The organism is Rhodococcus aetherivorans (genome assembly GCF_025722975.1).
Classification (GTDB): Bacteria; Actinomycetota; Actinomycetes; order Mycobacteriales; family Mycobacteriaceae; genus Rhodococcus; species Rhodococcus aetherivorans.
Map to the genome: position 1 here is coordinate 1,371,514 of NZ_CP106982.1, position 23,751 is coordinate 1,395,264.

At 69.5% G+C, this 23,751-nt stretch carries 18 protein-coding genes; 10 read left to right on the forward strand and 8 right to left on the reverse strand.

The window, feature by feature from the left end; all coding sequences use genetic code 11:
• The first annotated feature begins 101 nt into the window (after nt 1-101).
• Nucleotides 102-767, forward strand: a complete 666-nt coding sequence (locus tag OCS65_RS06465) for a TetR/AcrR family transcriptional regulator (protein ID WP_006935192.1) — start codon at nt 102-104, stop codon at nt 765-767.
• 96 nt (nt 768-863) lie between these two features.
• Here the strand turns inward: OCS65_RS06465 and OCS65_RS06470 are convergent, their stop codons facing one another.
• Together OCS65_RS06470 and gabT are read right to left on the reverse strand one after the other, a co-directional pair.
• Nucleotides 864-2,309: an NAD-dependent succinate-semialdehyde dehydrogenase gene (locus OCS65_RS06470; protein ID WP_043798530.1), complete on the reverse strand. Its 1,446-nt coding sequence runs from the start codon at nt 2,307-2,309 to the stop codon at nt 864-866.
• Nucleotides 2,306-3,694: a 4-aminobutyrate--2-oxoglutarate transaminase gene (gene gabT, locus OCS65_RS06475; RefSeq protein ID WP_263509212.1), complete on the reverse strand. Its 1,389-nt coding sequence runs from the start codon at nt 3,692-3,694 to the stop codon at nt 2,306-2,308. The genes OCS65_RS06470 and gabT overlap by 4 nt, the downstream gene beginning before the upstream one ends.
• A 134-nt stretch (nt 3,695-3,828) precedes the next feature.
• On the opposite strand from gabT, the gene OCS65_RS06480 reads away from it, so the two are divergent.
• The gene (locus OCS65_RS06480) at nt 3,829-5,331 is read left to right on the forward strand and encodes a PucR family transcriptional regulator (protein ID WP_263509214.1); all 1,503 of its coding nucleotides are present in this window, start codon (nt 3,829-3,831) and stop codon (nt 5,329-5,331) included.
• A 261-nt stretch (nt 5,332-5,592) separates the two neighbouring features.
• Nucleotides 5,593-7,431 carry an FAD-dependent oxidoreductase gene (locus OCS65_RS06485; RefSeq protein ID WP_263509215.1) on the forward strand — a complete coding sequence of 613 codons (1,839 nt, stop codon included), beginning with the start codon at nt 5,593-5,595 and terminating at the stop codon, nt 7,429-7,431.
• 154 nt (nt 7,432-7,585) lie between these two features.
• Here the strand turns inward: OCS65_RS06485 and OCS65_RS06490 are convergent, their stop codons facing one another.
• Nucleotides 7,586-10,621 (reverse strand): NAD-glutamate dehydrogenase domain-containing protein, encoded by a 3,036-nt coding sequence (locus tag OCS65_RS06490; protein WP_006935199.1) that lies wholly within the window; start codon nt 10,619-10,621, stop codon nt 7,586-7,588.
• Between the two features lie 1,094 nt (nt 10,622-11,715).
• Between OCS65_RS06490 and OCS65_RS06495 the strand changes: the two genes are divergently transcribed.
• From OCS65_RS06495 to OCS65_RS06525, 7 genes are all read left to right on the forward strand, one after another.
• Nucleotides 11,716-12,642 carry a cyclase family protein gene (locus OCS65_RS06495; RefSeq protein WP_006935201.1) on the forward strand — a complete coding sequence of 309 codons (927 nt, stop codon included), beginning with the start codon at nt 11,716-11,718 and terminating at the stop codon, nt 12,640-12,642.
• 78 nt (nt 12,643-12,720) lie between these two features.
• Complete coding sequence (locus OCS65_RS06500; protein ID WP_102800479.1) at nt 12,721-14,265, forward strand: long-chain-fatty-acid--CoA ligase; 1,545 nt, start codon at nt 12,721-12,723, stop codon at nt 14,263-14,265.
• Nucleotides 14,266-14,345: 80 nt separating this feature from the next.
• On the forward strand, nt 14,346-15,581 hold the full coding sequence (locus OCS65_RS06505) for an ABC transporter substrate-binding protein (protein ID WP_043798515.1): 1,236 nt from the start codon (nt 14,346-14,348) through the stop codon (nt 15,579-15,581).
• Entirely contained in the window at nt 15,578-16,378 is an 801-nt protein-coding gene (locus OCS65_RS06510) for an ABC transporter ATP-binding protein (protein ID WP_006935204.1), read from the forward strand. The genes OCS65_RS06505 and OCS65_RS06510 overlap by 4 nt, the downstream gene beginning before the upstream one ends.
• On the forward strand, nt 16,375-17,082 hold the full coding sequence (locus OCS65_RS06515) for an ABC transporter ATP-binding protein (RefSeq protein ID WP_263509218.1): 708 nt from the start codon (nt 16,375-16,377) through the stop codon (nt 17,080-17,082). The genes OCS65_RS06510 and OCS65_RS06515 overlap by 4 nt, the downstream gene beginning before the upstream one ends.
• Before the next feature lie 15 nt (nt 17,083-17,097).
• On the forward strand, nt 17,098-17,982 hold the full coding sequence (locus tag OCS65_RS06520) for a branched-chain amino acid ABC transporter permease (protein ID WP_006935206.1): 885 nt from the start codon (nt 17,098-17,100) through the stop codon (nt 17,980-17,982).
• On the forward strand, nt 17,979-19,049 hold the full coding sequence (locus OCS65_RS06525; protein ID WP_006935215.1) for a branched-chain amino acid ABC transporter permease: 1,071 nt from the start codon (nt 17,979-17,981) through the stop codon (nt 19,047-19,049). The genes OCS65_RS06520 and OCS65_RS06525 overlap by 4 nt, the downstream gene beginning before the upstream one ends.
• Nucleotides 19,050-19,204: 155 nt before the next feature.
• Here OCS65_RS06525 and OCS65_RS06530 read toward each other — a convergent pair whose 3' ends face one another.
• From OCS65_RS06530 to OCS65_RS06550, 5 genes are read right to left on the reverse strand one after another with little or no spacing between them, the layout of a single operon-like run.
• On the reverse strand, nt 19,205-20,098 hold the full coding sequence (locus OCS65_RS06530) for an isocitrate lyase/PEP mutase family protein (RefSeq protein WP_006935216.1): 894 nt from the start codon (nt 20,096-20,098) through the stop codon (nt 19,205-19,207).
• Nucleotides 20,099-20,112: 14 nt separating this feature from the next.
• Entirely contained in the window at nt 20,113-21,471 is a 1,359-nt protein-coding gene (locus OCS65_RS06535; protein WP_043798508.1) for a phosphotransferase family protein, read from the reverse strand.
• Nucleotides 21,468-22,652 (reverse strand): acyl-CoA dehydrogenase family protein, encoded by a 1,185-nt coding sequence (locus OCS65_RS06540; protein ID WP_029545865.1) that lies wholly within the window; start codon nt 22,650-22,652, stop codon nt 21,468-21,470. The genes OCS65_RS06535 and OCS65_RS06540 overlap by 4 nt, the downstream gene beginning before the upstream one ends.
• Nucleotides 22,649-23,044 carry a nuclear transport factor 2 family protein gene (locus OCS65_RS06545; RefSeq protein ID WP_029545863.1) on the reverse strand — a complete coding sequence of 132 codons (396 nt, stop codon included), beginning with the start codon at nt 23,042-23,044 and terminating at the stop codon, nt 22,649-22,651. The genes OCS65_RS06540 and OCS65_RS06545 overlap by 4 nt, the downstream gene beginning before the upstream one ends.
• Nucleotides 23,045-23,080: 36 nt before the next feature.
• Nucleotides 23,081-23,722 (reverse strand): TetR/AcrR family transcriptional regulator, encoded by a 642-nt coding sequence (locus tag OCS65_RS06550; protein ID WP_043798504.1) that lies wholly within the window; start codon nt 23,720-23,722, stop codon nt 23,081-23,083.
• Between the last annotated feature and the right edge of the window lie 29 nt (nt 23,723-23,751).

The following is a 23,751-nucleotide window of genomic DNA, read 5'->3' on the forward strand; positions in this document are numbered from 1 at the left end:
GACATTCATATGTGTCGCATCACACTGTAACCTCATCGGGGCGCGAGGAGAAGACCTTCGCGGCAATTCGTGGCCGGAATCGTGAGGCGAAGGGGAGCGGCGTGGGAGAGGGGACGCATCGACGCGCCGGCCGGCCGTCGACGAAAGTGCTGTCTCGGCAGGCGATCACCGACGCGGCGCTCGACGTGATCGAGCAGGGCGGCTACGACGCCTTCACCGTCGCCAAGCTCGCCCGTGCCCTCGGTGTGGCCCCGTCCGCCCTGTACAACCACGTGAGCTCGAAGCAGGACGTCCTGCTGTGGGTGCAGGAGGACCTCATGACGAAGGTCGACGTGAGCGGCTTCGGCGCCGAGCCGTGGGCGGTGGCGACGCGGCGGTGGGCCCTGTCCTACCGGGACGTGTTCGCCCGGCACGCGCCGCTGGTCCCGGTGATCGCCGTGATGCCCGTCGCGGGCGCGCCCCGCACCCTGGCGGTGTACGAGGCGGTGGCGGCGGGCTTCGCGGAGGCCGGGTGGCCGATCGACACGATCGTGCCGGTCGTCGTCGCGCTGGAGTCGTTCATCTTCGGCTCCGCGCTCGACGCCAACGCACCGGCCGACATCTTCGACACCGCCGACCTCGCCGGCGACAGCCCGGTGTTCACCGCGGCGATCGACGCGTTCGCCGGATCGGGCGGCCACTACACCCCGGACGCCGGTTTCGACGCCGGACTCGACGCGATGATCGCCGGACTCGAGGCGCGCCTGGAGCTGCTCCGGAAGGACTGAGCCGCAAGAGGATACGGCTCGGTCCGGGACCGGCGGTGTGCCGTGATCCCGGACCGAGCCGGTATTCGATTGCCGGGCGGGGTCCCGCCGCGGGGCCTACAGGGCGATGTACTTGGTGTCGAGGTATTCCTCGATACCCTCGGCCGCGCCTTCGCGGCCGAATCCGGACTCCTTGACGCCACCGAACGGGGCGGCGACGTCGGAGATGATGCCGCGGTTGACACCGACCATGCCGGTCTTCAGCGCGGACGCCACGCGCATCGCGCGGTCGAGGTCGCGGGTGTAGAAGTACGCGGCCAGGCCGTATTCGGTGGCGTTGGCGGCGGCGATCGCCTCGTCCTCGGTGTCGAAGACGGTGATCGCCGCGACCGGACCGAAGATCTCCTCCCGCAGCAGTCGCGCGTCGGCCGGGACCTCGTCGAGCACGGTCGGCGGGTAGAACGTGCCGGGTCCGTCGGGGATCTGCCCGCCGGTGCGGACCCGGGCACCGCGCTCGACGGCGTCGCGCACCAGTGCCTCGACCGTGGCGCGCTGCCGGGCGGTGATCAGCGGGCCGAGGTCGGTGCCGTCGTCGAGGCCGTGGCCGGTGCGCAGCGCCGCGATGCGGGCGGTGAGCTTGTCGGTGAACTCGCCGGCGACGCTGCGGGCGACGTGGAAGCGGTTGGCGGCGGTGCAGGCCTCGCCGCCGTTGCGCATCTTCGCGGCCATCGCGCCGTCCACGGCGGCGTCGACGTCGGCGTCGTCGAACACCAGGAACGGGGCGTTGCCGCCGAGTTCCATCGAGGTGCGCAGCAGCCGGTCGGCGGACTGGCGGACCAGCAGCTTGCCGACGCCGGTGGAGCCGGTGAAGGTGATCTTGCGCAGCCGCGCGTCGGTGAGCAGCGGCCCGGTCAGCGCCGCGGCGTCGGTGGCGGGCAGGATCGACAGCACCCCGGCCGGCAGGCCGGCGTCGGCGAAGACCTGCCCGAGCAGCAGCATCGTCAGCGGGGTCTCGGCGGCCGGCTTGACCAGGATCGGGCAGCCCGCGGCCAGGGCCGGGCCGATCTTGCGGGTGGCCATCGCCAGCGGGAAGTTCCACGGGGTGATCGCCAGGACCGGCCCGACCGGTTCCTTGGTGACGAGGATGCGCCCGCTGCCGGCGGGGGCGGTGGCGGTGCGGCCGCCGATGCGCACGGCCTCCTCGGCGAACCAGCGCAGGAACTCGGCGCCGTAGTTCACCTCGCCGCGCGCCTCGGCGACGGTCTTGCCCATCTCGAGGGTGATGACGCGGGCGAAGTCGTCGCCGCGGGCGTGGACGAGGTCGAAGGCGGTGCGCAGGATCTCGCCGCGCACCCGGGGCGCGGTCGCGGCCCACTCGGCCTGCGCGGCGACGGCGAGGTCGAGGGCGCGCAGCCCGTCGTCGGCGGAGGCGTCGGCGACGTCGGCGAGCACCGCGCCGGTGGCGGGGTCCTCGACGGGGAACGTCGCGCCGGTGGACGAGTCGGTGAGCTTGCCGCCCAGCCAGAGCCGGGTCGGGACGCCCGCGGGGAGGGTGTGGGTCATCGGGTGGCTCCTGCCAGGGTCGGGCGCACGCCCGCGACATCGCGGACGGCGGCAGCGAGGACGTCGAGGCCGTCGGTGAGCAGCTCGTCGGAGATCACCAGCGGTGGCAGCAGGCGGACGACGTTGCCGTAGGTGCCGCAGGTGAGCACGATGACACCCTGCTCGAGCGCCTTCGCGGCGATCGCCTTGGTGGCCTCCGGATTCGGCTCGCGCGTGCCGGGCTGCACGAACTCGACGGCGAGCATCGCGCCGCGGCCGCGGACCTCGCCGACGATGTCGACGTCCGCGGCGAGCGCCCGCAGCCGCTCGGTGGCGATCTGCTCGATGCGCCGGGCGCGGCCGCACAGGTCCAGCTGCTCGATCCGGTCCAGCGTGGCCAGCGCCGCGGCGCACGCGACGGGGTTGCCGCCGTAGGTGCCGCCGAGGCCGCCGCCGTGGACGGCGTCGATCAGCTCGGCGCGGCCGGTCACCGCGGCGAGCGGCATGCCGCCGGCGATGCCCTTGGCGAGGGTCATCAGGTCCGGCACGACGTTCTCGTCGTTGCTGGCGAACCAGTCGCCCGTGCGCGCGAAGCCGGTCTGCACCTCGTCGGCGACGAAGACGATGCCGTTGGCCTTCGCCCAGTCGACGAGGGTCGGCAGGAAACCCTTGGCCGGCACGATGAATCCGCCCTCGCCCTGGATGGGCTCGAGCACGATCGCGGCGACGTTGTGCGCACCGATCTGCTTGTCGATCTGCACGATCGCGCGATGGGCGGCCTGCTCACCGGTGACCTCGGTGCCGTCGTAGTTGCGGCCCTCGCGGAACGGGTACGACGCCGGCACGCGGTGGATGTCCGGGGCGAACGGGCCGAAGCCCTCCTTGTAGGGCTGGTTCTTCGCGGTCAGCGCCATCGTCAGGTTGGTGCGGCCGTGGTAGGCGTGGTCGAAGACCACCACGGCGCTGCGACCGGTCGCGACCCGGGCGATCTTGACCGCGTTCTCCACCGCCTCCGCGCCGCTGTTGAACAGCACCGTGCGCTTGGCGTGGTCGCCGGGGGTCAGGGCCGCGAGCTTCTCGGCGACGGCGATGTAGCCCTCGTAGGGAGTGACCATGAAGCAGGTGTGCGTGAAGTGCGCGACCTGCTCCTGCACCGCCGCCACGACCGCCGGGTCCGAGGCGCCGACACTGGTGACCGCGATGCCGGAACCGAGGTCGATCAGGGCGTTGCCGTCGACGTCGACGACGATGCCGCCGTCGACGTCGGCGGCGTAGACCGGCACGGAGGAGGCCACACCCGCCCCGACGGCCGTGCGGCGACGCTCGGTCAGTGCCGCCGAGCGCGGGCCGGGCAGCGCGGTGACCAGGCGACGCTGCTGCGGAAGGCGGTATTCGATGCTCGTCATGGGGGACTTCCTCGGGCTCGGCGGCGTAGAGACGATTCGAGTATGGGAGCGTCCGCGGACCCGAGACAGGGCCGATTCGTACAACCCGGTGAATCGCACCGCGCCATTTCGTCGAGCGGTCTTACGATGGCCCCATGAGCGTCGGCATCGCCTGGCTGCTGCGGCAACCGGGACTGGGATTGACACTGCGCGGCGGCCGGACCGGGAAGGAGCGGCCGATCGGGTTCGTCCAGCCCACCGAACTGCTGGACCCGCGGCCCTGGCTCTCCGGCGGGGAACTCGTCCTCACCACCGGCCTGGGACTGCATGCGGAGGAGGGCGGTGACTACGTGCGCCGCCTCGCGGAGGCGGGCGTCGCCGCCCTTGGGTTCGGCACCGGGCTGTCGCACGAGCGGATCCCGCAGTCGGTGCTCGAGGCGGCCGACGCGGTGGGGCTGGCGCTGCTCGAGGTGCCGTACACGACGCCGTTCGCCGCCGTCAGCCGTGCCGTCACCGCCCGGCTCGCCGAACAGCAGTACGAGCTGGTGCGGCGCGCCGCCGACACCCAGGTGCGCATCACCCGCGCCGCGCTGCGCGGCGGCGTGGCCGCGATCGTGCGGGAACTGGCCGTCGCCACCAGCGCCGCCGTCGCCTACCTCGACGAGCGCAGCGGGGAGGTGGTCGCCCACCCCGAGGCCGCGGCGGAGCTGGCAGAGCAGATCTCGGAGCTGCGCCGGGACGGTGCCGGCTCGGTCACCACGAGCCGGCCCGGCCGGACGCTGACGGTGCAACCGGTCACGCACGCCGGCCTCGTCAGCGGACACCTGGCCGTGCAGGCCGACCGCCCGCTCGAGAACGTCGAACTCGTCCTGATCGGCCACGCCGTCTCCCTCGTCACCCTCGAGCTGGACAAGCCGCGGCGGCTGCGCGCGGAGCGGAACGCGCTGGGCGCGAAGGCATTCGGCCTGCTCGTCGACGACGTCCTCGACTCCGGCGACGCCTTGGAGTATCTCGCCGACGCGGTCGGCGCCCGCAACCGCATCCGGATCCTGCGTCTGCACACCCCGGCCGCGGCCGACGTGCGGCGCGTGCTGGACGCCGGTCTCGGCGCCCGGCAGCGCCCGCTGTACGCGCGCAGCGGCGACGAGGCGCTCACCGTGCTGCTGCGCGGTGAGGACACGCTGTCCGACGTGGCGGCGCTCCTGGCGGACCTCGCCCCGCCGCAGGCGCGCACCCTCCGCGCCGGGCTCAGCGCCGCGCACCGGCTCGCCGACACCCGCCGCGCCGTCGAGCAGGCCGAACACGCCGTGGCCGCGGCGGACGCGGCCCACCGCCTCGTCGAGTTCGACGCCACGCACGGAACCGCCCTGCTCGCCTCCCCGGCGGTGCGGTCCGTACTCGAATCCGTGGCTGCGTCCACTGTTTCCGCTCTCGCCGACTACGACCGCGGCCGGGGGACCAGGCTCGTCGCGTCGTTGCGGGCGTTCCTCGAGGCGAACGGGCAGTGGGAGGCGGCGGCCGCGGCTCTGGAGGTGCACCGGCACACCCTGCGCAGCCGGATCGCCAAGGCGGAGCAGGTGCTCGGCGTCGACCTCGGCGACGCCCGCGTCCGGGCCGAGCTGCTGCTCGCCCTGCTGATCGGGGAACCGGCGCCCTAGGTAGCTGGAAACGGCGTAGTGCTGCAGTCGTAGTCGGCCCTTCACGCTGCGGGCGAGTTCGTCCAGCCGGCCGGAATGCCGTCGGAGCCGGCGCGGCACCGTTCCCGGGGAGAGCCCGAGTGGTCGTCGCGGGGCGACTTCGGCCGGGAACAGGAAAGTATGGTTGAGTGTTCAACTATATGATTGAGTAATCAACTATATGACGAGCGTCGCGCCCTTCCGTCGGGAGGGGCGTGACCGAAACCGACCGTACGGAGGATCATGGCTAGCAGTTCGACCGAGCACAGCGGCTCCATCGGGACCGCGTCCCAGAAGGGCATCCCCGACGAGGTGGACGTGGCGATCGTCGGGTCCGGCGGCGCAGGCCTGATGGCGGCGCTCACCGCCGCCAAGGAGGGGGCACGAGTCCTCGTGGTCGAGTCCCGGGAGATCGTCGGGGGCGCCACCGGCATCTCGGCGGGTGCCGCCTGGATCCCCAACCACGGCTTCTCGACCAAGGACCTGAAGGTGCACGACGACCTGGACCAGGCGCGGCGGTACATCTACGGCCAAGGTCGCGACCGGATCCTCGACCACGACCTGGTGGAGAAGTTCCTGGAGACCGGACCGCACGTCGCCCGGTTCATCGAAGAGCACACCTCCTTCGGGTGGATCCCGACGATCTGGCCGGACTACCGCTCCGACATCGACGGCGCGTCCGTCGGTCGGGCACTGTTCCCCGGCCCGTACTCCCCGGAGGGACTCGGGGAGAACGCGAAGTACGTGCGACCGGCCCTGACCACGGGCATGGCCAAGAACCCGCTCCCGTTCTGGTTGCTGGGCGGGATCGGCATCGACGACGTCTGGCTCGCCGGACCGGCCTTGATCGGAGCGCTGCTCGAGGCGGGCCTGCGCAACGGCGTCGACGTTCGCGTCGAGACGCCCGCGACCCGGCTTGTCACCGACGAGTCGGGGGTGCGGGGGATCGTCGTGCGCGCCGCCGGCGCCGAGCACACGGTGCGTGCCACCCGGGGGGTCCTGCTGGCCAGCGGCGGGTTCGAGAGCTCGACCGAGATCACCACGACCTACCTCGACGCGCCCTTCGGCGTGCAGGTCTCCCCCCAGGGCCACGACGGCATCGCGGTGCAGCTGGCGCAGGAGGTGGGCGCTGATCTGACCGGCATGGAGGACGCCTGGTGGATGCCCGGCGTGCAGCTGCCCGGTGAAGAGCTGGAGGGCCGCCCGCTCAGTCGTGTGTTCCTGGGCGAGCGAGCGCTGCCGCACAGCATCATGGTCAACAGCAAGGGTGAGCGCTTCGCGAACGAGGCCCTGGCCTACGACCAGTTCGGGCAGATCATGCGCGAGGTCGACCCGGAGACGGGCACCATGCCCAATGCCACGGCCTGGCTGATCTTCGACCACAACTACTGGACGAAGTTCGGGATCTTCGGCGTCACGCCGGGCGCAGAGGTGCCCGACTACCTCCACCGCGCCGACACCCTGTCGGAGCTGGCGAACAGGATCGGGGTCGACGAGGTGGGGCTGCTCCGCACAGTCGACCGGTTCAACCCCGAGGCCGCCCGAGCTCGCGACCCGCAGTTCCACCGCGGGGAGACCTTGTTCGACCGCTACTTCGGCGCCTACTATCCCCGGCTGGGCAAGAACTCGCCCGACGCGCGGTTCCCCGCCGCCACCGCAAAGGCGCGGATGCGCATCGCCGCGGCGATCGGTCCGATCGTGAGCAAGCTCGCCGGACGGGTGGCGAAGAGGAACGACCCCGAACGCGTGCGTTCCCTCGTGGTCGGACCCCTGGCGAAGATCATCCGACCCATGCTGAAGAGCCCGAAGTCGAGCGTGCTGGGACCGGTCGACACCGCGCCCTACTACGCGCTCGAGGTCCAGGCCAGCGCGCTCGGCACCGTGGGCGGCCCGAAGACCGACGCACTCGGACGCGCGCTGAACACCGAAGGCAAGGTCATTCCCGGCCTGTACGCCGCCGGCAACGCAGGAGGCGCACCCACGAAGGGCTTCTACGGAGGCGCCGGGGGGACGATCTCGCTCGGGCTGGTGTTCGGTTACCTCGCGGGACGGGAAGCAGCCAAGCGGCAGGACGACGCGTAAGCATCTCGTCGGTGCCCTCGACCGTCGGCACGGCGGTCGAGGGCACCCTCGCGAGCACCGGCCTTCGCCGCAGGTGACCGAGCGCGAAGACAACGCATCGACCACGCCATAGCACCATGCCGCACACAGGGTCCCGTCCCTGCGAGGCACGCGCTCAACGGTCGAGCAGGCGCAGTTCCCCGGCGATCACGGCCAGCCGTGCGGTGTCCACCGCGTCCTCGCCGCGGAGCCGGTCGAGGAGTCGCACGAGACGGTGCGTGCGACCGGTCGGGTCCGCGGCACTCCCGTCGAGTGCGGTGACGACGAGCGTGTCGAGGCGGTCGGAGATCTCGTCGCGCAGGGCCGCCGCACCCATGGCCTCCCAGTAGGAGCCGCGGACGCGGGTGGCGAAACCTTCGAGCAGCCAACGGATGTGAAGGCTGTCGATCAGTGCGTCCCGGGCCGCGGCGACACGGGCGGGGTCGGTGCCCAGGCGCAGCGCCACCGCGGCGTTCGCGAACGCGCCACGGCAGTCCTCGGCCGACGGCCGGTCGCCCAGTGCGGCGGCGACGGGCGCGGCGAAGAGCGCCACGAGAGCCTCCGGTGTGTCCGCGTCGTCGCACGCACCCGCGAGCACGTCGCGGAGCGTCCGGCGGGCGGTGTGGCGCAGCAACCACGCCATCTCGGCCTCGACGACGCGCGCGAGCGCGCTCAGCTCCGCCAGCGTGCTGCGGGCATCGGAGCCCGCCGCGAGGATCCGGGTTCGGATGTCCTCGGTGTGCAGCACGCGGCTGACCACCACGTAAGCGCGCGCCGAGTCCGCGGTGGCGGCGCCGAACCGTTCCTCGAACCGGTACAGGGCTCCCGGGCCGAGACGGTTGACGAGCTCGTCCGCGAGCGACGCGACGACGATCTCCCGGCGCAGCGGATGCTCGGCCACGCCGCTTCCGGCGCGGGCCAGGATCTCGGCGGGGAAGTAGTTCTCGGCCCACGGGGTGCAGGCCGGGGAGTCCGGCAGCGACGACGCGGCCAGCTCGCTCGCGACGACGTTCTTCGACTGCGCCAGCAGCACAGCGAGTTCCGGTCGCAGCAGGCCCGTTCCCGCCCGGCTCCGCTCCCGGATCTCCGCCGTCGGGGGCAGGCCGTCGCCGTCGCGGGCGATCCGGCCGGCCCGCACCAGATCCTCGATCAGCCGCTCGTGCTGGGTGAGCAGCGCCGGGGCGTCGTGCTCGCTGCAACCCAGGGCGAGCACCTGATCCCGGGACGCCGTGAGCACGGCCTCGGCCACGTCGTCGGTCACCGCGGCGAGCAGCGTCTCCCGCTGTCCGGGCGCCAGCGTTCCGGCCGCGACCGCGCGATCGACTGCGATCTTGATGTTGACCTCCCGGTCGGAGGTGGCGACGCCGGCGGCGTTGTCGATGAAGTCGCCGTCGCAGCGGCCGCCGTGGCGCGCGTACTCGACACGTGCGGCGCGGGTGAAGCCGAGATTGCCGCCTTCGCCGACGATGCGCGCACGCACCTCGCAGGCGTCGACCCGGACCCGGTCGTTGGCGGGATCGGCGGCGTCGCCGTGCGTCTCGCCGGAGGCCTTCACGTACGTGCCGACGCCGCCGTTCCACAGCAGGTCCACGGGCGCGCGGAGCACGGCCTTGATCAGTTCGTCGGGCGTCTGGGTCTCGGCGTCGATCCCGAGGGCCGCGCGGGCGGCCGCGGACAGCGGCACGGCCTTGGCGGTGCGCGGCCACACGCCGCCACCCGCGGAGATCGCCGCGGGGTCGTAGTCGGCCCAGGACGAGCGCGGCAGCGCGAACAGACGCGCGCGCTCGCGGTGGGAGGCGTCGGGATCCGGGTCGGGGTCGAGGAAGATGTGCCGGTGGTCGAAGGCCGCGACGAGGCGGATGCGGTCGCTGAGCAGCATGCCGTTGCCGAAGACGTCACCCGACATGTCGCCGATGCCCGCGACGGTGAAGGTCTGCGTGTCGACGTCGTGTCCGAGTTCGGCGAAGCGGTGCCGCACGGCCACCCATGCGCCGCGGGCGGTGATGCCCATCGCCTTGTGGTCGTAGCCGGCCGAGCCGCCCGAGGCGAAGGCGTCGCCGAGCCAGTAACCGTATTCGGCGGCAACGGCGTTCGCCGTGTCGGACATGCGGGCGGTGCCCTTGTCGGCGGCGACCACCAGGTAGGCGTCCGCGCCGTCGTAGGCGACGGTGTCGGCCGGGGTGGTCGGCGCTCCGTCGACGACGTTGTCGACGACGTCGAGCAGGCCGCGGATGAAAGTGGTGTATGCGGTGGTGAGGTCCGCGGTGGATCCGGGGCGGATCACGAAGGCGCCCTTGGCGCCGCCCGGGACGATGGGTGCGTTCTTGACGGCCTGGGTCGCCATCAGTCCGAGGACCTCGGTGCGGTAGTCCTCCGGGCGTTCGGAGAACCGCAGCCCGCCCCGCGCGACGAGCTCGGCCCGCACGTGCACGCCCTCGACGTCGCGGGAGTGGACGTAGATCTCCCGCAGCGGCACGATCGCCCCGCCGACGGTCAGCGCGGACGGATCGAGCTTGAACGACGCGTACGGTTTGGTGCCCCCGCTCTGGAACCAGTTGGTACGCAGGGTCGCGTCGACGAACGAGCGCAGCCCTCGCAGGGTCCGGTCGAGGTCGAAGGTCGCGGCGCGGTCGATGTGGCCGGCCACCGCCGAGGCCGCGGCGGCGACGGCGGCTTCCCGGTCGGGCAGCCCGGGGCGGAACCGGGCGTCGAACAGTGCGGCGAGGGCCGCGGCGTAGCCGGGGGTGGCCGTCAGGCAGCCGAGCATGTACGTCGGCGACAGGCCGATGCCGGCCTGCGCCAGGAACCGGACGGCTGCCCGGATCAGGTCGACCCACCGCCACGAGATGCCCTCCTGCAGAACGAGTATCGAGAAGTCGTCGATGTCGGTGCGGCCTTCGGCGCCCGCGACGAACGCGTCCGCGATCAGGTCGAGCACCCCGGCATCCGGAGCGGCGGTTCCGGACGGCGCGATCGTGAAGTGGTGCGCCCCCGGCTCGTCCAGCGGCCGGTGGTCGCTCACGTGAAGACCGAAGCGCCGCAGGACGTCGACGACGTCGGTGAGGGTGAACCGGTGGTTCGGCCACGAGGCGAGGCAGCCGAGCGGACTGCCGTCGGCGGAGTCGAGGAAACGTAGCGTCGTCGTGTGCTGGGACAGGGAGGGGGCGCTCACGTGGGGTCCTTTCCGGGGCTGCGGCGATGGGGCGAGTCTGCCGCCTCTGCCTCCGGTAAGGCAGGGCCGAAGTGGAGCGGTCGGAGCGCCGCGAATCGCCGATTCGGAGTGGAGGCTGATCCGCTCGAGGCTGCGGGTGACCTGTGTATATCCGTCGGCGTCGGTGAACTGTACGCCGCGCCGGTGGGCGAGGGCCGGGCCGAGAAGATCTCTGCGGGGAGCTTCTCGGCCCGGGGCCTTTCTCACCGGTTCATGGATTGGACCGGTTTGCCGTCGTACGCGGCTTCACGAGGGTCAGGGCTCCTGGTGACGCGAGTCGTTCGGCTTCGTGGCCGACGGACGCCATCGGCGTAGCCCGGTGCCGGACTCGTAGGCCTGTGACGTGGGACAGGTGACGAGTTCGATGGTGCTACCCCAGGGCGTTCGGGCGTACAGATAATGGTTTCCCCGTCCCGCGTCGCCGCCGGGCAGCTCTGTCGGCGGGCTCATCAGCTGACCTCCTTCAGGATTACTTGGCGGGAGTCGCCGGCGTCGCCGCGGGTTCGTGCAATCGCCGAGCGGAGGAGATCGAGCGCCATGCGCCGGCGGTGTGCGCTCCGTCGGCGTCGAGGTGCCGCATCGACACGTCCGGCCATGCGGTCAACAGTTTCGGATTCGGAGAGTCCGGAAGTGTCCGCATGAGAGCCGAGTCGAGGTCGGGCACTGCGTCGGTCAACAGGTGGCGTGGAACGGAGAGGAGTGTTCTTGATCCAGGTCCCGGCACTGAGGCACTCGGCGGGGCCTACGCCGTCCCACAGGGCAGCGGTGCCGGAAGCGTTTTCGGCGCCCCGACTGCACTGTTCCAGGACCTCCGTTCCAGGGCGGACGATGAGGACCGCGACGTACTCACCTGGGGTGCGACGAAGTTCGGCGGCGCGTCGGTATCCGCTCATCGAGCCGACGCTGCATCCGACCACCAGTGGTCGCCATCGTCCGATGATGTCCGGCCGGGTGTTGACACTCCGAGTGTTGTGGAACACAATCTGAGCGCAGTTGACATGACTGTCACGTCATACTGCATGTCCGACGCGTTTCACTGTCCAGAGGAGATATCGATGACCGCCGCCGTTCCTGACATGCGTGAACTCGGACGAAAGGTACGGAATTGGGGGCGGTGGGGCGCCGACGACGAGCGCGGCACGACCAACCTCATCACCCCCGAGCGGGTCAGGGACGCGGCACGGCTGATCCGAACCGGACAGATCTTCGAACTGGGCATCCCGCTCGACGGCAACGGTCCGCAGCCGGGCGGAAGCCGGATCAACCCGATCCGTCTGATGTCCGAGAACGGGCAGGAGCAGGTGTTGCCGGGCGGTTTCAAGTGGGCCGACGACTACGTCTTCATGCCGCTGCAAGCCGGGTCGCAGTACGACTCCCTCGCGCACGTCCACTACGACGAGCAGCTGTACAACGGGCATCCCGGCGACGGCGTCACCGTCAAGGGCGCCGACAAGTGCGGCATCCACACCCAGGCCAAGGGCATCGCGGGCCGCGGCGTGCTCCTCGACGTCGCCCGGCATCGGGGTCTCCCATGGCTCGAGTCGGGAACCGCGATCACACCCGAGGAACTCGATGCCGTCGTGGAAGCGCAGGGCGTCGAGGTCGGGCCGGGCGACATCCTCCTGATCCGAACCGGTTGGCACGCCAAGTTTCTCGCGGAGTCCGATTCGGCCGCGTACATGGCGGGAGAGCCGGGGCTGAGCCTGTCGTGCGCACAGTGGCTGCGCGACCGGGACGTGGCGGTCGTAGGTGCCGACAACTGGGCCGTCGAGGTGATACCCGGGGAGAACCCGGGCGCCCTCTTCGAACTGCACATGGTGCTGATCCGAGACATGGGCATGACGCTCGCCGAGATGCTCGACTTCGAAGAACTCTCGAAGGCATGCGCCGCCGACGGCATCTACGACTTCTTCTACACGGGGCCGCCGTTGCAGTTCACCCGGGCAGTCGGTTCCCCGATCAACCCTCTCGCCATCCGTTGACACGACTGGCAGCCGGAATCCTCCCGCTCGGCCGAACCGACCCGATACCGCCCATTTCATCACGCCAAGGAGAACCGAATGCTGCTCAGCGACATCGTCGAGTACAGCGCACGCAAGCATCCCGATCGAATCGCCCTGCGCTTCGAAGACGAGACGGTCGGCTACGGCCAGCTGCGCGACCGCAGCCGCCGCCTCGCGAACGCACTCCTCGGCGTCGCGGACCCCGGCGACCGCGTCGCGATCCTCTCCACGAACCGCACCGAGTACTTCGACTGCTACTACGGCGTGCCCATGGCGGGCATGGCGTTGACGATCCTGAACTTCCGGCTGCATCCCGAGCAGATCGCGGCGCTCGTCGAGCACTCGGGCGCCGCGGTCCTCGTAGTCTCCGAGGACTTCGCCGAGATGGTCGCGAGTATCCGCGACCGGATCACGTCGGTGCATACCGCCGTCGTGATCGGCGACGCCGACGCCGATGCGGCGTTCTTGTCATGGGACGCGTTCGTCGCCGGCGCGCCCGCGACGGAACCGAAGGTGCGTCCGCGTCCTGACGACATCGCATGGATCGTCTACACCAGCGGCACGACCGGGGTGCCGAAGGGTGTGATGCTCAGCCACCGCAACCTCCTCACCGGCATAACCTCCTCGGCCCTCCAGTGGGCGCTGCCGGAGGACACCGTCTTCCTGTTCTGCTTCCCGCTCTGCCACGTCGGCGGTTACGTGACGCTCCTGAACCACCTGATGGGTGCCACGGTCGGGATCATCCGCGCCTACGACAATGCCACCTTCCTCCGGCTGGTCCAGCAGTGGAAGGTCACCCAGACCGGCCTGGCGCCCACGATGATCAACTTCCTGCTGCAGGATCCGGCGCTCGACGCGCACGACCTCGGCACGCTGGAGGCGATCGGGTACGGTTCGTCGGCGATTCCCGCTCCCGTACTGCGGGAGGGACTCGACCGCCTCGGTTGTGACTTCTATCAGGGTATGGGCATGACCGAGCTGGCCGGAAATGTGCTGCACCTCGACCAGCAGGCGCATCGGCGCGCCGCGAACGGGGAGTCCAACCTCCTTGCGGCAGCCGGAAAGCCGATGCGTTTGGCGGATATTCGAATCGTGGACGACGAGCTTCGGGACGTTCCGGTCGGAGAGATCGGCGAAATGGTCGTCCGTGGCGACCAGGTGATGGCCGGCTACTGGAACGACACCGACACGACGGACGCCGCGTTCACCGACGGCTGGTTCCACACCGGTGATCTGGTGCGACGGGACGCCGAAGGATTCGTCTACATCGTGGACCGCAAGAAGGACCTGATCATCAGTGGTGGCGAGAACATCGCTTCTCTCACGGTGGAACAGGCCCTGTACAGTCATCCGGCGGTGGCCGAGGCGGCCGCGATCGGCGTCAAGGACGAGACGTGGGGCGAAATCGTCTGCGCCATTGTTGCTCTGCGCTCCGGCTCCACCGCTACCGCGGACGAGATCATCGCGACGTGCCGAGAGCACCTCGGCGGATTCCAGGTGCCGAGGCGCGTCGAATTCGTCGACGCCCTCCCGAAGAACGTCAGCGGCAAGATCCTCAAGCGCGATCTTCGCGAGCGCTTCGCCACCCGAACACTCGTCTAGCACAAGCCTCCCAGTCCGGCCCGCCGCCCCGAGCCACACTTCTGTCCTGCCCTGCGCACCTCTCGACACACGGAGCGACCATGAAACGTACTCTTGCCGTGGGCCTTACTGCCCTGTGCACCACCGCCGCCCTGGCAGCCTGTTCCGGCCGGGACACCGCCACTTCGGCGGGTGACTGCGATCCCGGAATCACCGACACCGAGATCCGCTTCGGAACAAGCCTCATGCAGTCCGTCGCGGGACCTCAAGCGGTCGCCGCAACCGCGCTGTTCGACGAGATCAACGCCGCGGGCGGGGTCACCATGGGTGACGGGAAGACCCGCAAGATCGAGTACATCGCGATGGACGACGGATACGACCCTGCACGCACCGTCGGCAACGTCCGCTCACTGGTCGAACAGGAACAGGTCTTCGCGATCCAGAATCTGATCGGCACCGCCTCGACGCTCGCCGTCGTGGACTACCTGACGCAGAAGAACGTTCCGCTCGTGTTCCCGATGACCGGCACCGACGAACTGCTGGCCACGCACGAGCAGCGCCCTGTCGTGGCCGGAGCGGTGAACCCGCAGACACGATGGGAGGTCTCGGAGCGTGCCGAGATCATCCTGCGCGACCATCCACAGGCGAAGATCGCGGTGCTGTACCCGAACGACAGCCTCGGCAACGGAAGCCTCGACGCCCTGAAGTCCGCACTCGACGGCAGCGGTACCGCGGTCGTCGCACAGCAGGCCTACGAGCAGACGACGCCGTCCGTCGACTCGCAGGTGGTCAACCTCGCGAACTCCGGCGCCGACGTCTTCGTCAACTTTGCGACGGCGAGCTTCGTGACCCAGTCGCTGAAGAAGGCGCACGAACTCGGATGGAAACCCGACACCTACATCTACTCGGGCGCCACCGACACCAACTTCGTCCTCGCCCCCGCCGGTCCGGACGCCGCCGAGGGCGTCCACTCCTTCTACTGGATCTACGACGTCAGCAGCACCGATCACGACGCCAAGCCCGGTGTGCAGAAATGGCGGGAATTCGCCGAACGCAACTCCGGGAAGATCAAGACCACCGACACCATCGCGGCGACCGGCTACAACTCCGCCCAGCTGCTGGTGACCGCCCTGAAGCAGATGGACGGCTGCACGCGGGCCGACCTGCTCGACGCGGTGCAGAACATGCGGGGTGTGACCACCGACCTCGCGATCGAGGGAATCACCTTCGACACCACGCCGGACTATCCCTACGCGATCACCTCGATGGCGCCGATGACGTTCCGCGACGGCAGGTGGCACTACGACGCTGCGGTCACCCGCAGCACCGAGCGATGACGTCCGTACCGGACGCCGGCGACGACGGCGCGGTTCCCGCCCTGGTCGTGGAGGAGGTCCGGCTCCGGTTCGGCGGCGTCGTCGCGCTCGACGGTCCCTCGTTCACGATCGAGCCCGGCCACATCGTCGGGTTGATCGGTCCGAACGGGGCGGGAAAGACGACACTGTTCAACTGCATCAGCAGGCTGTACCAGCCGGAATCGGGACGAATCGCCTTCGGGGACAAGGATCTGCTGTCGCTGTCGGCGGACGGGGTCGCGGATGTCGGTATCGCCCGAACGTTCCAGAACATCGGGTTGTTCCCCACGATGTCGGTTGTGGACAACGTGCTGACCGGTGCGTACTCGCGTACCCGGACCGGGTTTCTCGGGGCCGCGCTGGGTCTGCCGATGACCGGACGTGAGGAGCGACGCGAGCGCGACGAGGCATGGGCACTGCTCGAGTCGATGAACCTCGCCCGGGTCGGTCGCGAACCGGCGGGCACCCTTCCGTACGGGACGCTGAAACGGATCGAACTCGCGCGGGCGCTGATGCAGCGTCCGAAGTTGCTGATGCTGGACGAACCCGCGAACGGCCTCATCCACGAGGAGGTGCTCGAACTCGCCGAGACCGTCCGGCAACTGCGTGACGAACGAGGATTCTCGGTGCTGCTGGTCGAGCACCACATGGCGATGGTGATGTCGATCTCGGACCGCGTCGTCGTGCTGAACTTCGGGCAGAAGATCACGGAGGGGCTTCCGGCCGACGTGGCCGCGCACCCCGAGGTCGTCGAGGCGTACCTGGGGGGTGCGGCGTGAGCCTGCTGAGCGTCGAGGGGCTTTTCGCCTGGTACGGAAGTGCAGAAGTTCTGCACGGCATCGAATTTCAAGCCGAGAAGGGCGCGGTGACGGTGGTGCTCGGCGCGAACGGTGCCGGCAAGACCACCATCTTGCGGGCGCTGTGCGGCATGGTCCGCACTCGTGGCCGGATCGAATTCGGCGGCCGGGACATCGCAGGCATGCGCACCGACAGGATCGCGCGTCTCGGGATCGCGCACGTTCCGCAGGGCCGCGGCACCTTCGGCGACCTGACGGTCGAGGAGAACCTCCGCATCGGAGGGTACGCGGCCGCCGTCGCCGACACCGACCGGGCGATCGAGCAGTGGTACGACTTCTTCCCCCGGCTGCGGGAGCGGCGTCGGCAGCAGGCCGGCGGACTCAGTGGCGGCGAGCAGCAGATGCTCGCCATCGCCCGGGCCCTCGTCGCCGCACCACGGCTGCTGCTGCTCGACGAGCCGTCCCTCGGCCTGGCCCCCCGCATCACCCAGGAGGTGTTCCGTGCGCTGAGCCGCATCAATGCGGAGACGGGGACGACAATTCTCGTCGTCGAGCAGAACGCGCACCTGGCCCTCGACATCGGGTCGTCCGCGGTGCTCGTCGACGCCGGTCGCATCGTCGCCCAGCGTCCCGCCGCCGGTCTCGCACACGACGAGTCGGTGCGACGCGCCTACCTCGGCTACTGAGCACAGGAGTGAGTCATGCACGTCTTTCTTCAACAATTGGTAGACGGGCTCACGTGGGGCGCACTGTACGGTGCGTTCGCATTGAGCATCGTCCTCGTCTACCGGGCCTCCGGGATCGTGAACTTCGCGCAGGGGGAGATGGCGATGTTCGCGGCGTTCTTCGCGTGGCAGTTCCACCAGTGGGGTGCGCCGCTGTATGTCGCGATCCTCGGGGCGATGGCGGTAGCGTTCCTCATGGGCGCCGTCACCGAGCGGGTGCTGATCCGGCCGCTGGCGGGCTCGCCGAACCACATGCCGCTCGTCATCATCACTCTCGGACTGATGCTGGTCCTCAACAGCGCGGCCGGCTGGATCTGGGGTGTGCAGAGCAGGGAATTTCCGTCGACGGTGTCCGGACCGGTGGTGACGCTGGGGACGGTGGCAGTCTCGCGGCAGTCCCTCGTGATCGTCGGCGCGGTCGTGGTTGTCGCGGCGCTGCTGTTCCTCCTGTTCCAGCGTACCCGTGTCGGCCTCGCGATGCGGGCGGCCGCCGGAAATCCGGATTCCGCTGAGCTGGTGGGTATTCCGGTAGGTCGCATGCTGATGATCGGCTGGGGATTGGCGGCGGCGATCGGCGCGCTCGCGGCGTCGCTCGCGGCCCCGCAATTGTTCCTCCAGCCGAACATGCTCGTCGCGTCGCTGATCTACGCATTCGCTGCCGCCGTTCTCGGCGGATTGGACAGTCCGGTCGGCGCCCTCGTCGGCGGATTGTGCGTCGGTGTCGCGGAGAACCTCGCCGGTACGTACATCGAGTGGATCGGCCACGACTTCAAGCAAGCCGTGGCACTGGTCCTCATCCTGGGGGTGTTGCTCTTCAGGCCGGAAGGTCTCTTCGGTGCGCGGAAGGTGGCGCGGGTATGAAAGTCCTCGATATGCTCCGCCGCCCCCGCGCCGAACTCGACGCACCGGTGTGGCTCCGCCGTACCACCGTTGCGGTGGTGCTCGTCCTCGCCGCGGTCGCACCGCTCGTCTCGGCGCCGTACGTCAACTTCGACCGTTCCATGGTCCTCGTGTACGTCGTGGTCGGACTCGGCCTGAATCTGCTGACAGGCAACACCGGTCAGATCTCCCTGGGCCATGGCTTCTTCTTCGCCGTGGGCGCGTATCTCAGTGCGGTGCTGATCGAGAACCATGGTGTCGCCTATCCGGTGGTGCTCCCGCTCGCCTTCGCGGTCTGCTATGTGGGCGGGTACCTGTTCGGGCTGCCGGCGCTGCGGCTCCACGGCCTCCAGTTGGCGCTCGCCACACTGGGTCTCGCACTGGTGACCCCCGCCGTGATCAAACGCTTCGAGCACGTGACCGACGGTCAGGCGGGCATCAACGTCACCGCGGCCGAGGCACCCGTATCCTCCGGTCTCGATCGCGACCAGTGGGTGTACTACCTGTGCCTGCTCGTCGCCGCGCTGACCTATCTCGTGGTGCGCCGGCTCTCCACCGGCCGCATCGGGCGATCGCTGATCGCGATCCGTGACTACGAGGCCGTGGCGACGACCCTCGGTATGCCGGCCACCCGGACGAAGACCACCGTGTTCGCCCTCAGTGCCGCACTCGCCGGCGTCGGCGGGGTGCTCTACAGCTTCGTCGTCCAGTACGTCGGTCCGGAGGCCTTCGGGCTGCCGCTGGCGATCGCGTTCATCACCATGATCGTGGTCGGAGGTCTCGGTACCGTGCCCGGTGTCGTGTTCGGCGCCTTCTTCGTCGTCTACGTCCCGCAGTGGACTGCTGAACTCAACCAGTCGGCGGCCGGCATCACCTACGGCGCTGCGTTGATCCTGTTCATCTTCGTACTGCCCTACGGCTTGATCAGTCTGGTGCGGTGGGGGCTCGCGCCGCTCGTGGCATGCATCCCGGGTCGTCGCAGCGACGGGGGACGGTCCGAGGGCACAAAGGACCCGGGACTGGAATTGGAACCGGTGGCCACCGGCTGAACTGCCCGGACCACGACCGGCGACGGACGGGCACCCTCGATCAGGATCTAGGGTGCCCGTCCGTCGCTGCGGTGTTAGTGGTCTCCGGCTGTCGCCCGGTGCGATCGGTACCGAAAAAGCCCGCCTGGCCATGTGGCCAGGCGGACCCTTCCGGCTCAGCGATCGGCGAAACGGGAACCGAGTTCGTTCACCTCGGACAGTCCGATGAACCCGGTGAACTCGTCGAAGGAGGGCAGGCGCGACAACGCCGCCGCCGGGGTCCCGTCGCGCACGATCGTGGCCAGGAAGTCCTGGATCGACCTCGTAGCGGCCAGCAGCGCGCCGATCGGGAACAGCACAAGAGCGAATCCCAGCTCGCCCAGCACATCCAGCGGCACCGGCGGAGTGCGCCCGCCTTCTACCCAGTTGAACACCAGGCGATGTCCCTTCAACCGGGTCGCCACCGCACGCACCTCGTCGATGCTGGCCGGAGCCTCCACGAACAACAGGTCGGCGCCGGCGTCCGCGTAGTGCAGGGCGCGATCGATTGCCGCGTCCAGCCCGTCGACGGCCGCGGCGTCGGTCCGAGCGATGATCAGGAGGTCCGGATCGGTGCGGGCCGCGACGGCCGCCTCCAGCTTGGCCACCATGTCGGTGACCGGGACGACCGCCTTGCCCTCCATGTGGCCGCATCGCTTGGGAGCGACCTGATCCTCGAGCTGGATGGCCGCGACGCCGGCCCTCTCGTAGTCGCGGACGGTGCGAATGACGTTGAGAGGGTTGCCGTACCCGGTATCGGCATCGGCGATCAACGGGACGTCGACGGCAGCAGCCATGCGGCGGGCGTTGTCGGTCATCTCCGTAGCGGTGAGCAATCCGACGTCGGGGCGACCGAGCAGACTCGCAGAGGTGCCGAAGCCGGTCATGTACGCCGCATCGAACCCGGCGGCCTCGACCAGGCGCGCGGACAGGCTGTCGTAGGCCCCCGGCGCCAGGACCGGTGCCGCGCTGTCCAGCAGTTGGCGCAGCCGTGGTCTGGTAGGGGTCGGTGATCCGAGAAAATCTGACATGGAATCGCTTTCGATCACGTGGTGAGGTGGCGTGGATTGGCGACGCGCAGACGGGCCAGGACCGCTGTCGAGACGGCTCGACGCACAAGGGGGTCGGTGTACGAGAGCGTTCCCCGGTGAAGCGCGGTTGCGAGCTCGGCCTCGGTGGCGCAGCCGACTTCGGTCAACAGGTCCCCGAGCACGGTGCTGTCGCCGGAGTCGAGTTCCCGACGCGCCGTGCCCAGGAGGTTGACGCAGATCCGCAGCAGGTAGCGCTCCCGGTCCTGCGTCCGGTCGAGTGCCGGACCGATTTCGTCGGTGAGCGTCCAGGAGACGAGCTCGAGAATCTCGGCCAGGCTCGGGCGGTCGTGCAGCGACTCGGCCGGCGGAGCAGGTGCCGCCGGTGGCTCGTCGTCGAGCAGATCGAGGATCAGGAGCAGGTCGTATTCGGATTCGCAGACCCGGCGGCCGATCGCGGCGAGTTCGAGCGAGCGCTCGGCGCCGCCGAAATGCCGCTGCGCCTGGAACCGGCTGAGCACCAGCCACCGCAGGGTGCCGTAGGTCTCCCACCAGTGCAGCTCTGCCGTCGAAGGCCGCTCACCCGTCGCCTTCTCGTAGCCGTCGAGCAACTGCTCGCGGGTCCCCACACCGGCGACCGGGAGTTCGGCACCGAACCGCCATGCCCGGACGCAAAGCCATCCGAGGTCCTCGATCGGATCGCCCAGATGGGCGAGCTCCCAGTCGAGGACGCCCCGGATTCCGGTGTCGTCGACCAGAAGGTTGCCGAGGCGGAAGTCGCCGTGCACGAGAGTGGCCGGTCGGCGCGAAGGCCGATGGTCCCGAAGCCACCGCAGCCCGATTTCGACCGCAGGGCGCGGGTCGTCGAGAGCCCGATAGACGGACTCGAGCACGTCGATCGGGTCTCTGGTGTCGAGCATCGTGAGGGCTCCGACAGCGCTGCTGTGGATCTGTCCCAGCACGAATCCCATCTTCTCGGCCAGCCGCTCCCGCATTTCGGCGAGCGCCGGATCCCGTTGGATCTTCCGGGGAATCGACTCGCCGGCCACTCTTTCCATCAGCAGGAAGGGGGCATCGATGCCGGGGGCGGTGTCACCGCTGGCAAGGACAGCGGGTACCGGCACACCGGCGGCGGCGGCGGCGCGCAGGCATGCCGTCTCCGCGCGCATCCGCTGTGCGTCGCCGTGCCCGGGGGGATCACGCCTGAGGACTACGGGCAGGGGGTTGCCCGCGGCATCGGTTGCCTGCGCCGACCACACCTCGCGGCTCGCGCCGCCGGTCAGCTGTCGGGGTTCGCCGACCGAGACGTTCTCGCCGCGCACCTCGATGAGGATTGCTCGGATCCCGTCACCCAGTGACGAGGAAGCCTCGGTCACAGCCACGGCGCCGCGCCCGGGTCGCGCAACAGTTTGCGAGCTGTGGACATGCGGTGGACCTCGTCGGGGCCGTCGTAGATGCGGGCGTACCGGGCCTGCCGATACATCCGCTCCAACGGCGTGTCGGCGGTCAGCCCGAGCGCTCCGTGCACCTGGATGGCGCGGTCGACGACGTCGTGCAGCATCCGTGCACACCAGAACTTGACGAGCCCGATCCGGATGCGTGCATCGTCGCCGGAGTCCATCGCGCGGGCGGCATCGAGTGTCATCAGCCGGGCAGCGTGGATCTGCGCGGCGGATTCCGCTATGTACCGGTGGACCTCGCCCTTCTCTGCCAGGAGAGAACCGTGCACGTAGCGGGTGTTGGCCCGCTCGCACATGAGCTCGTAGGCCCGCTGCGCCTGACCGAGCCAGCGCATGCCGTGGAAGATGCGCCCGGGTCCGAGGCGGTCCTGCGCGACGGCAAACCCCTTGCCGCGCTCGCCGAGCAGGTTCTCGGCAGGCACCCGCACGTCGGAGAGACGGACCTCGTAGTGGTCGCTGGGATCGTGGCCCATCGTCGGGATCGAGCGGAGGATCTCGAAACCGGGGGTGTCGGTCGGAACGATGATCGCGCTGATCCGGGAGTGGCGGGGCACGTCCTCGGGCTCGGTGCGCGCGAAGACGGTGCAGTAGCCCGCGTCTTTGACTCCCGTCGTGAACCACTTGTGCCCGTTGATGACCCAGGTGTCCCCGTCGAGCTCCGCGCGGGTGGTGATCAGGGTCGGATCGGAGCCGGCGACCTCCGGCTCCGTGAGTCCCACCGAGGGCAGGAACTCGCCGGCGACGAGCGGCGGGATCCATCGTTCCCGCTGTTCCTCGGTGCCGTGCTTGCGCAGCATCAAGGTGTCCTGCATGGACACGGACCCGACGGCGAGCTGCCCGAACTCGGACCGGCCGATGATTTCGTTGAGGTATACGAAATCGAGGAACTGCACACCACCACCCCCGACGTCCGCCGGGTGGCCCAAGGCCCACAGACCGAGCTCTTTTGCCTGCGTGCGCAGCTGATCGAGTGCCTTGCGGGCGTCGTCGTCCTCGCGCGCGAGGACCGGCTCGGCAGGAATCACCTGGTTGTCGATGAACGAGCGCATGCGGGCGCACAGGTCTGCGATGTGGCCCTCGGGATGATTGGTGGTCATGCCCCGTTTCCCTTCGTTGTCGTGTCGGTCGTCTCGTGCAGCGGTCGGATGGCGGCGGAGTCGACGTACTCGTCGATGCGGGTGATCCGTCCGTCCACGACCCGGACGAACAGTGCGGCAGGAACTTCGAGCGGACCGTGTCCCGGCAGGGCCCCGCGCACCACGTGCTGCTGTACGAAGCCGTCCGGAACCGCGTCGCGGCGGACGTCCTCGTAACGGAAGTCCTCGAGCGTGCGGGTGAGCCAGCGCAACACGCGCAGGTTCTCCTCGACGGTCTGCTCGCGGCCGTCGTCGTTGTGCCAGATGCGCGCGTCCGGCGCATACAGGTTTGTCAGTGTTTCCACGTCACCGGCTCGGACGGCGGCGAAGAATCGGTCTGCGAGATCCAACATGCGAAGGTGGTTCTCCTCGGTGCTGCGGATGGTATGTCAGGGGGAATCGGATTCCAGTCCCAGGGCGCCCAGGCACATCTGGTCGAGGGTGCTCAGCAGTGCCTCTTCGTCCGCCGCCTCCCCCTGGATCAGCCAGAGGTAGAGGGTGTGATCGACCATCGCGGACATCGCGCGGGCGGCGAGTATCGGGTCGAGCGACTGCCGGACGAGTCCCTCCTGTTGCCAGCGGGCGATCGCCCGGGAAGTCCGTTCGATGAGCTGGGAGCGGTGCTCGTGGCGCAATTCCCGGAACTCGTCGTTGATGGTCGCGACCTGCTCGACGATCGCCATCAGCCGTGCATTGCGCCGATAGGCCTTGTAGTACGAGCGATTCGCCGCGACGAGCCGTGCCGCGGGGGACAGGTCGGGATCGGTCGGTTCGCGGCGGTGTACATCCTCGAACAGGCGGGTGCTCAGTTCGCGGAAGATGTGTTCCTTCGACTCGAAATACCGATAGAAGGTGCCATAAGCGACGTTGGCCTCCTGGGTGATCTGCTCGACCCGGGTGTCGGGGAATCCGACGGTCTCGAATACGGTGCGCGCCGCGTCGAGCAGGGCGTCACGAGTCTTCCGCCCCCGCGCCGTGAGGGTCTCGACCGGCGCGGGTACGGACGGGGTGTTGACAGATGACTTGGCCACGGTCAGACTATCCCCGAAGGTGACATGAC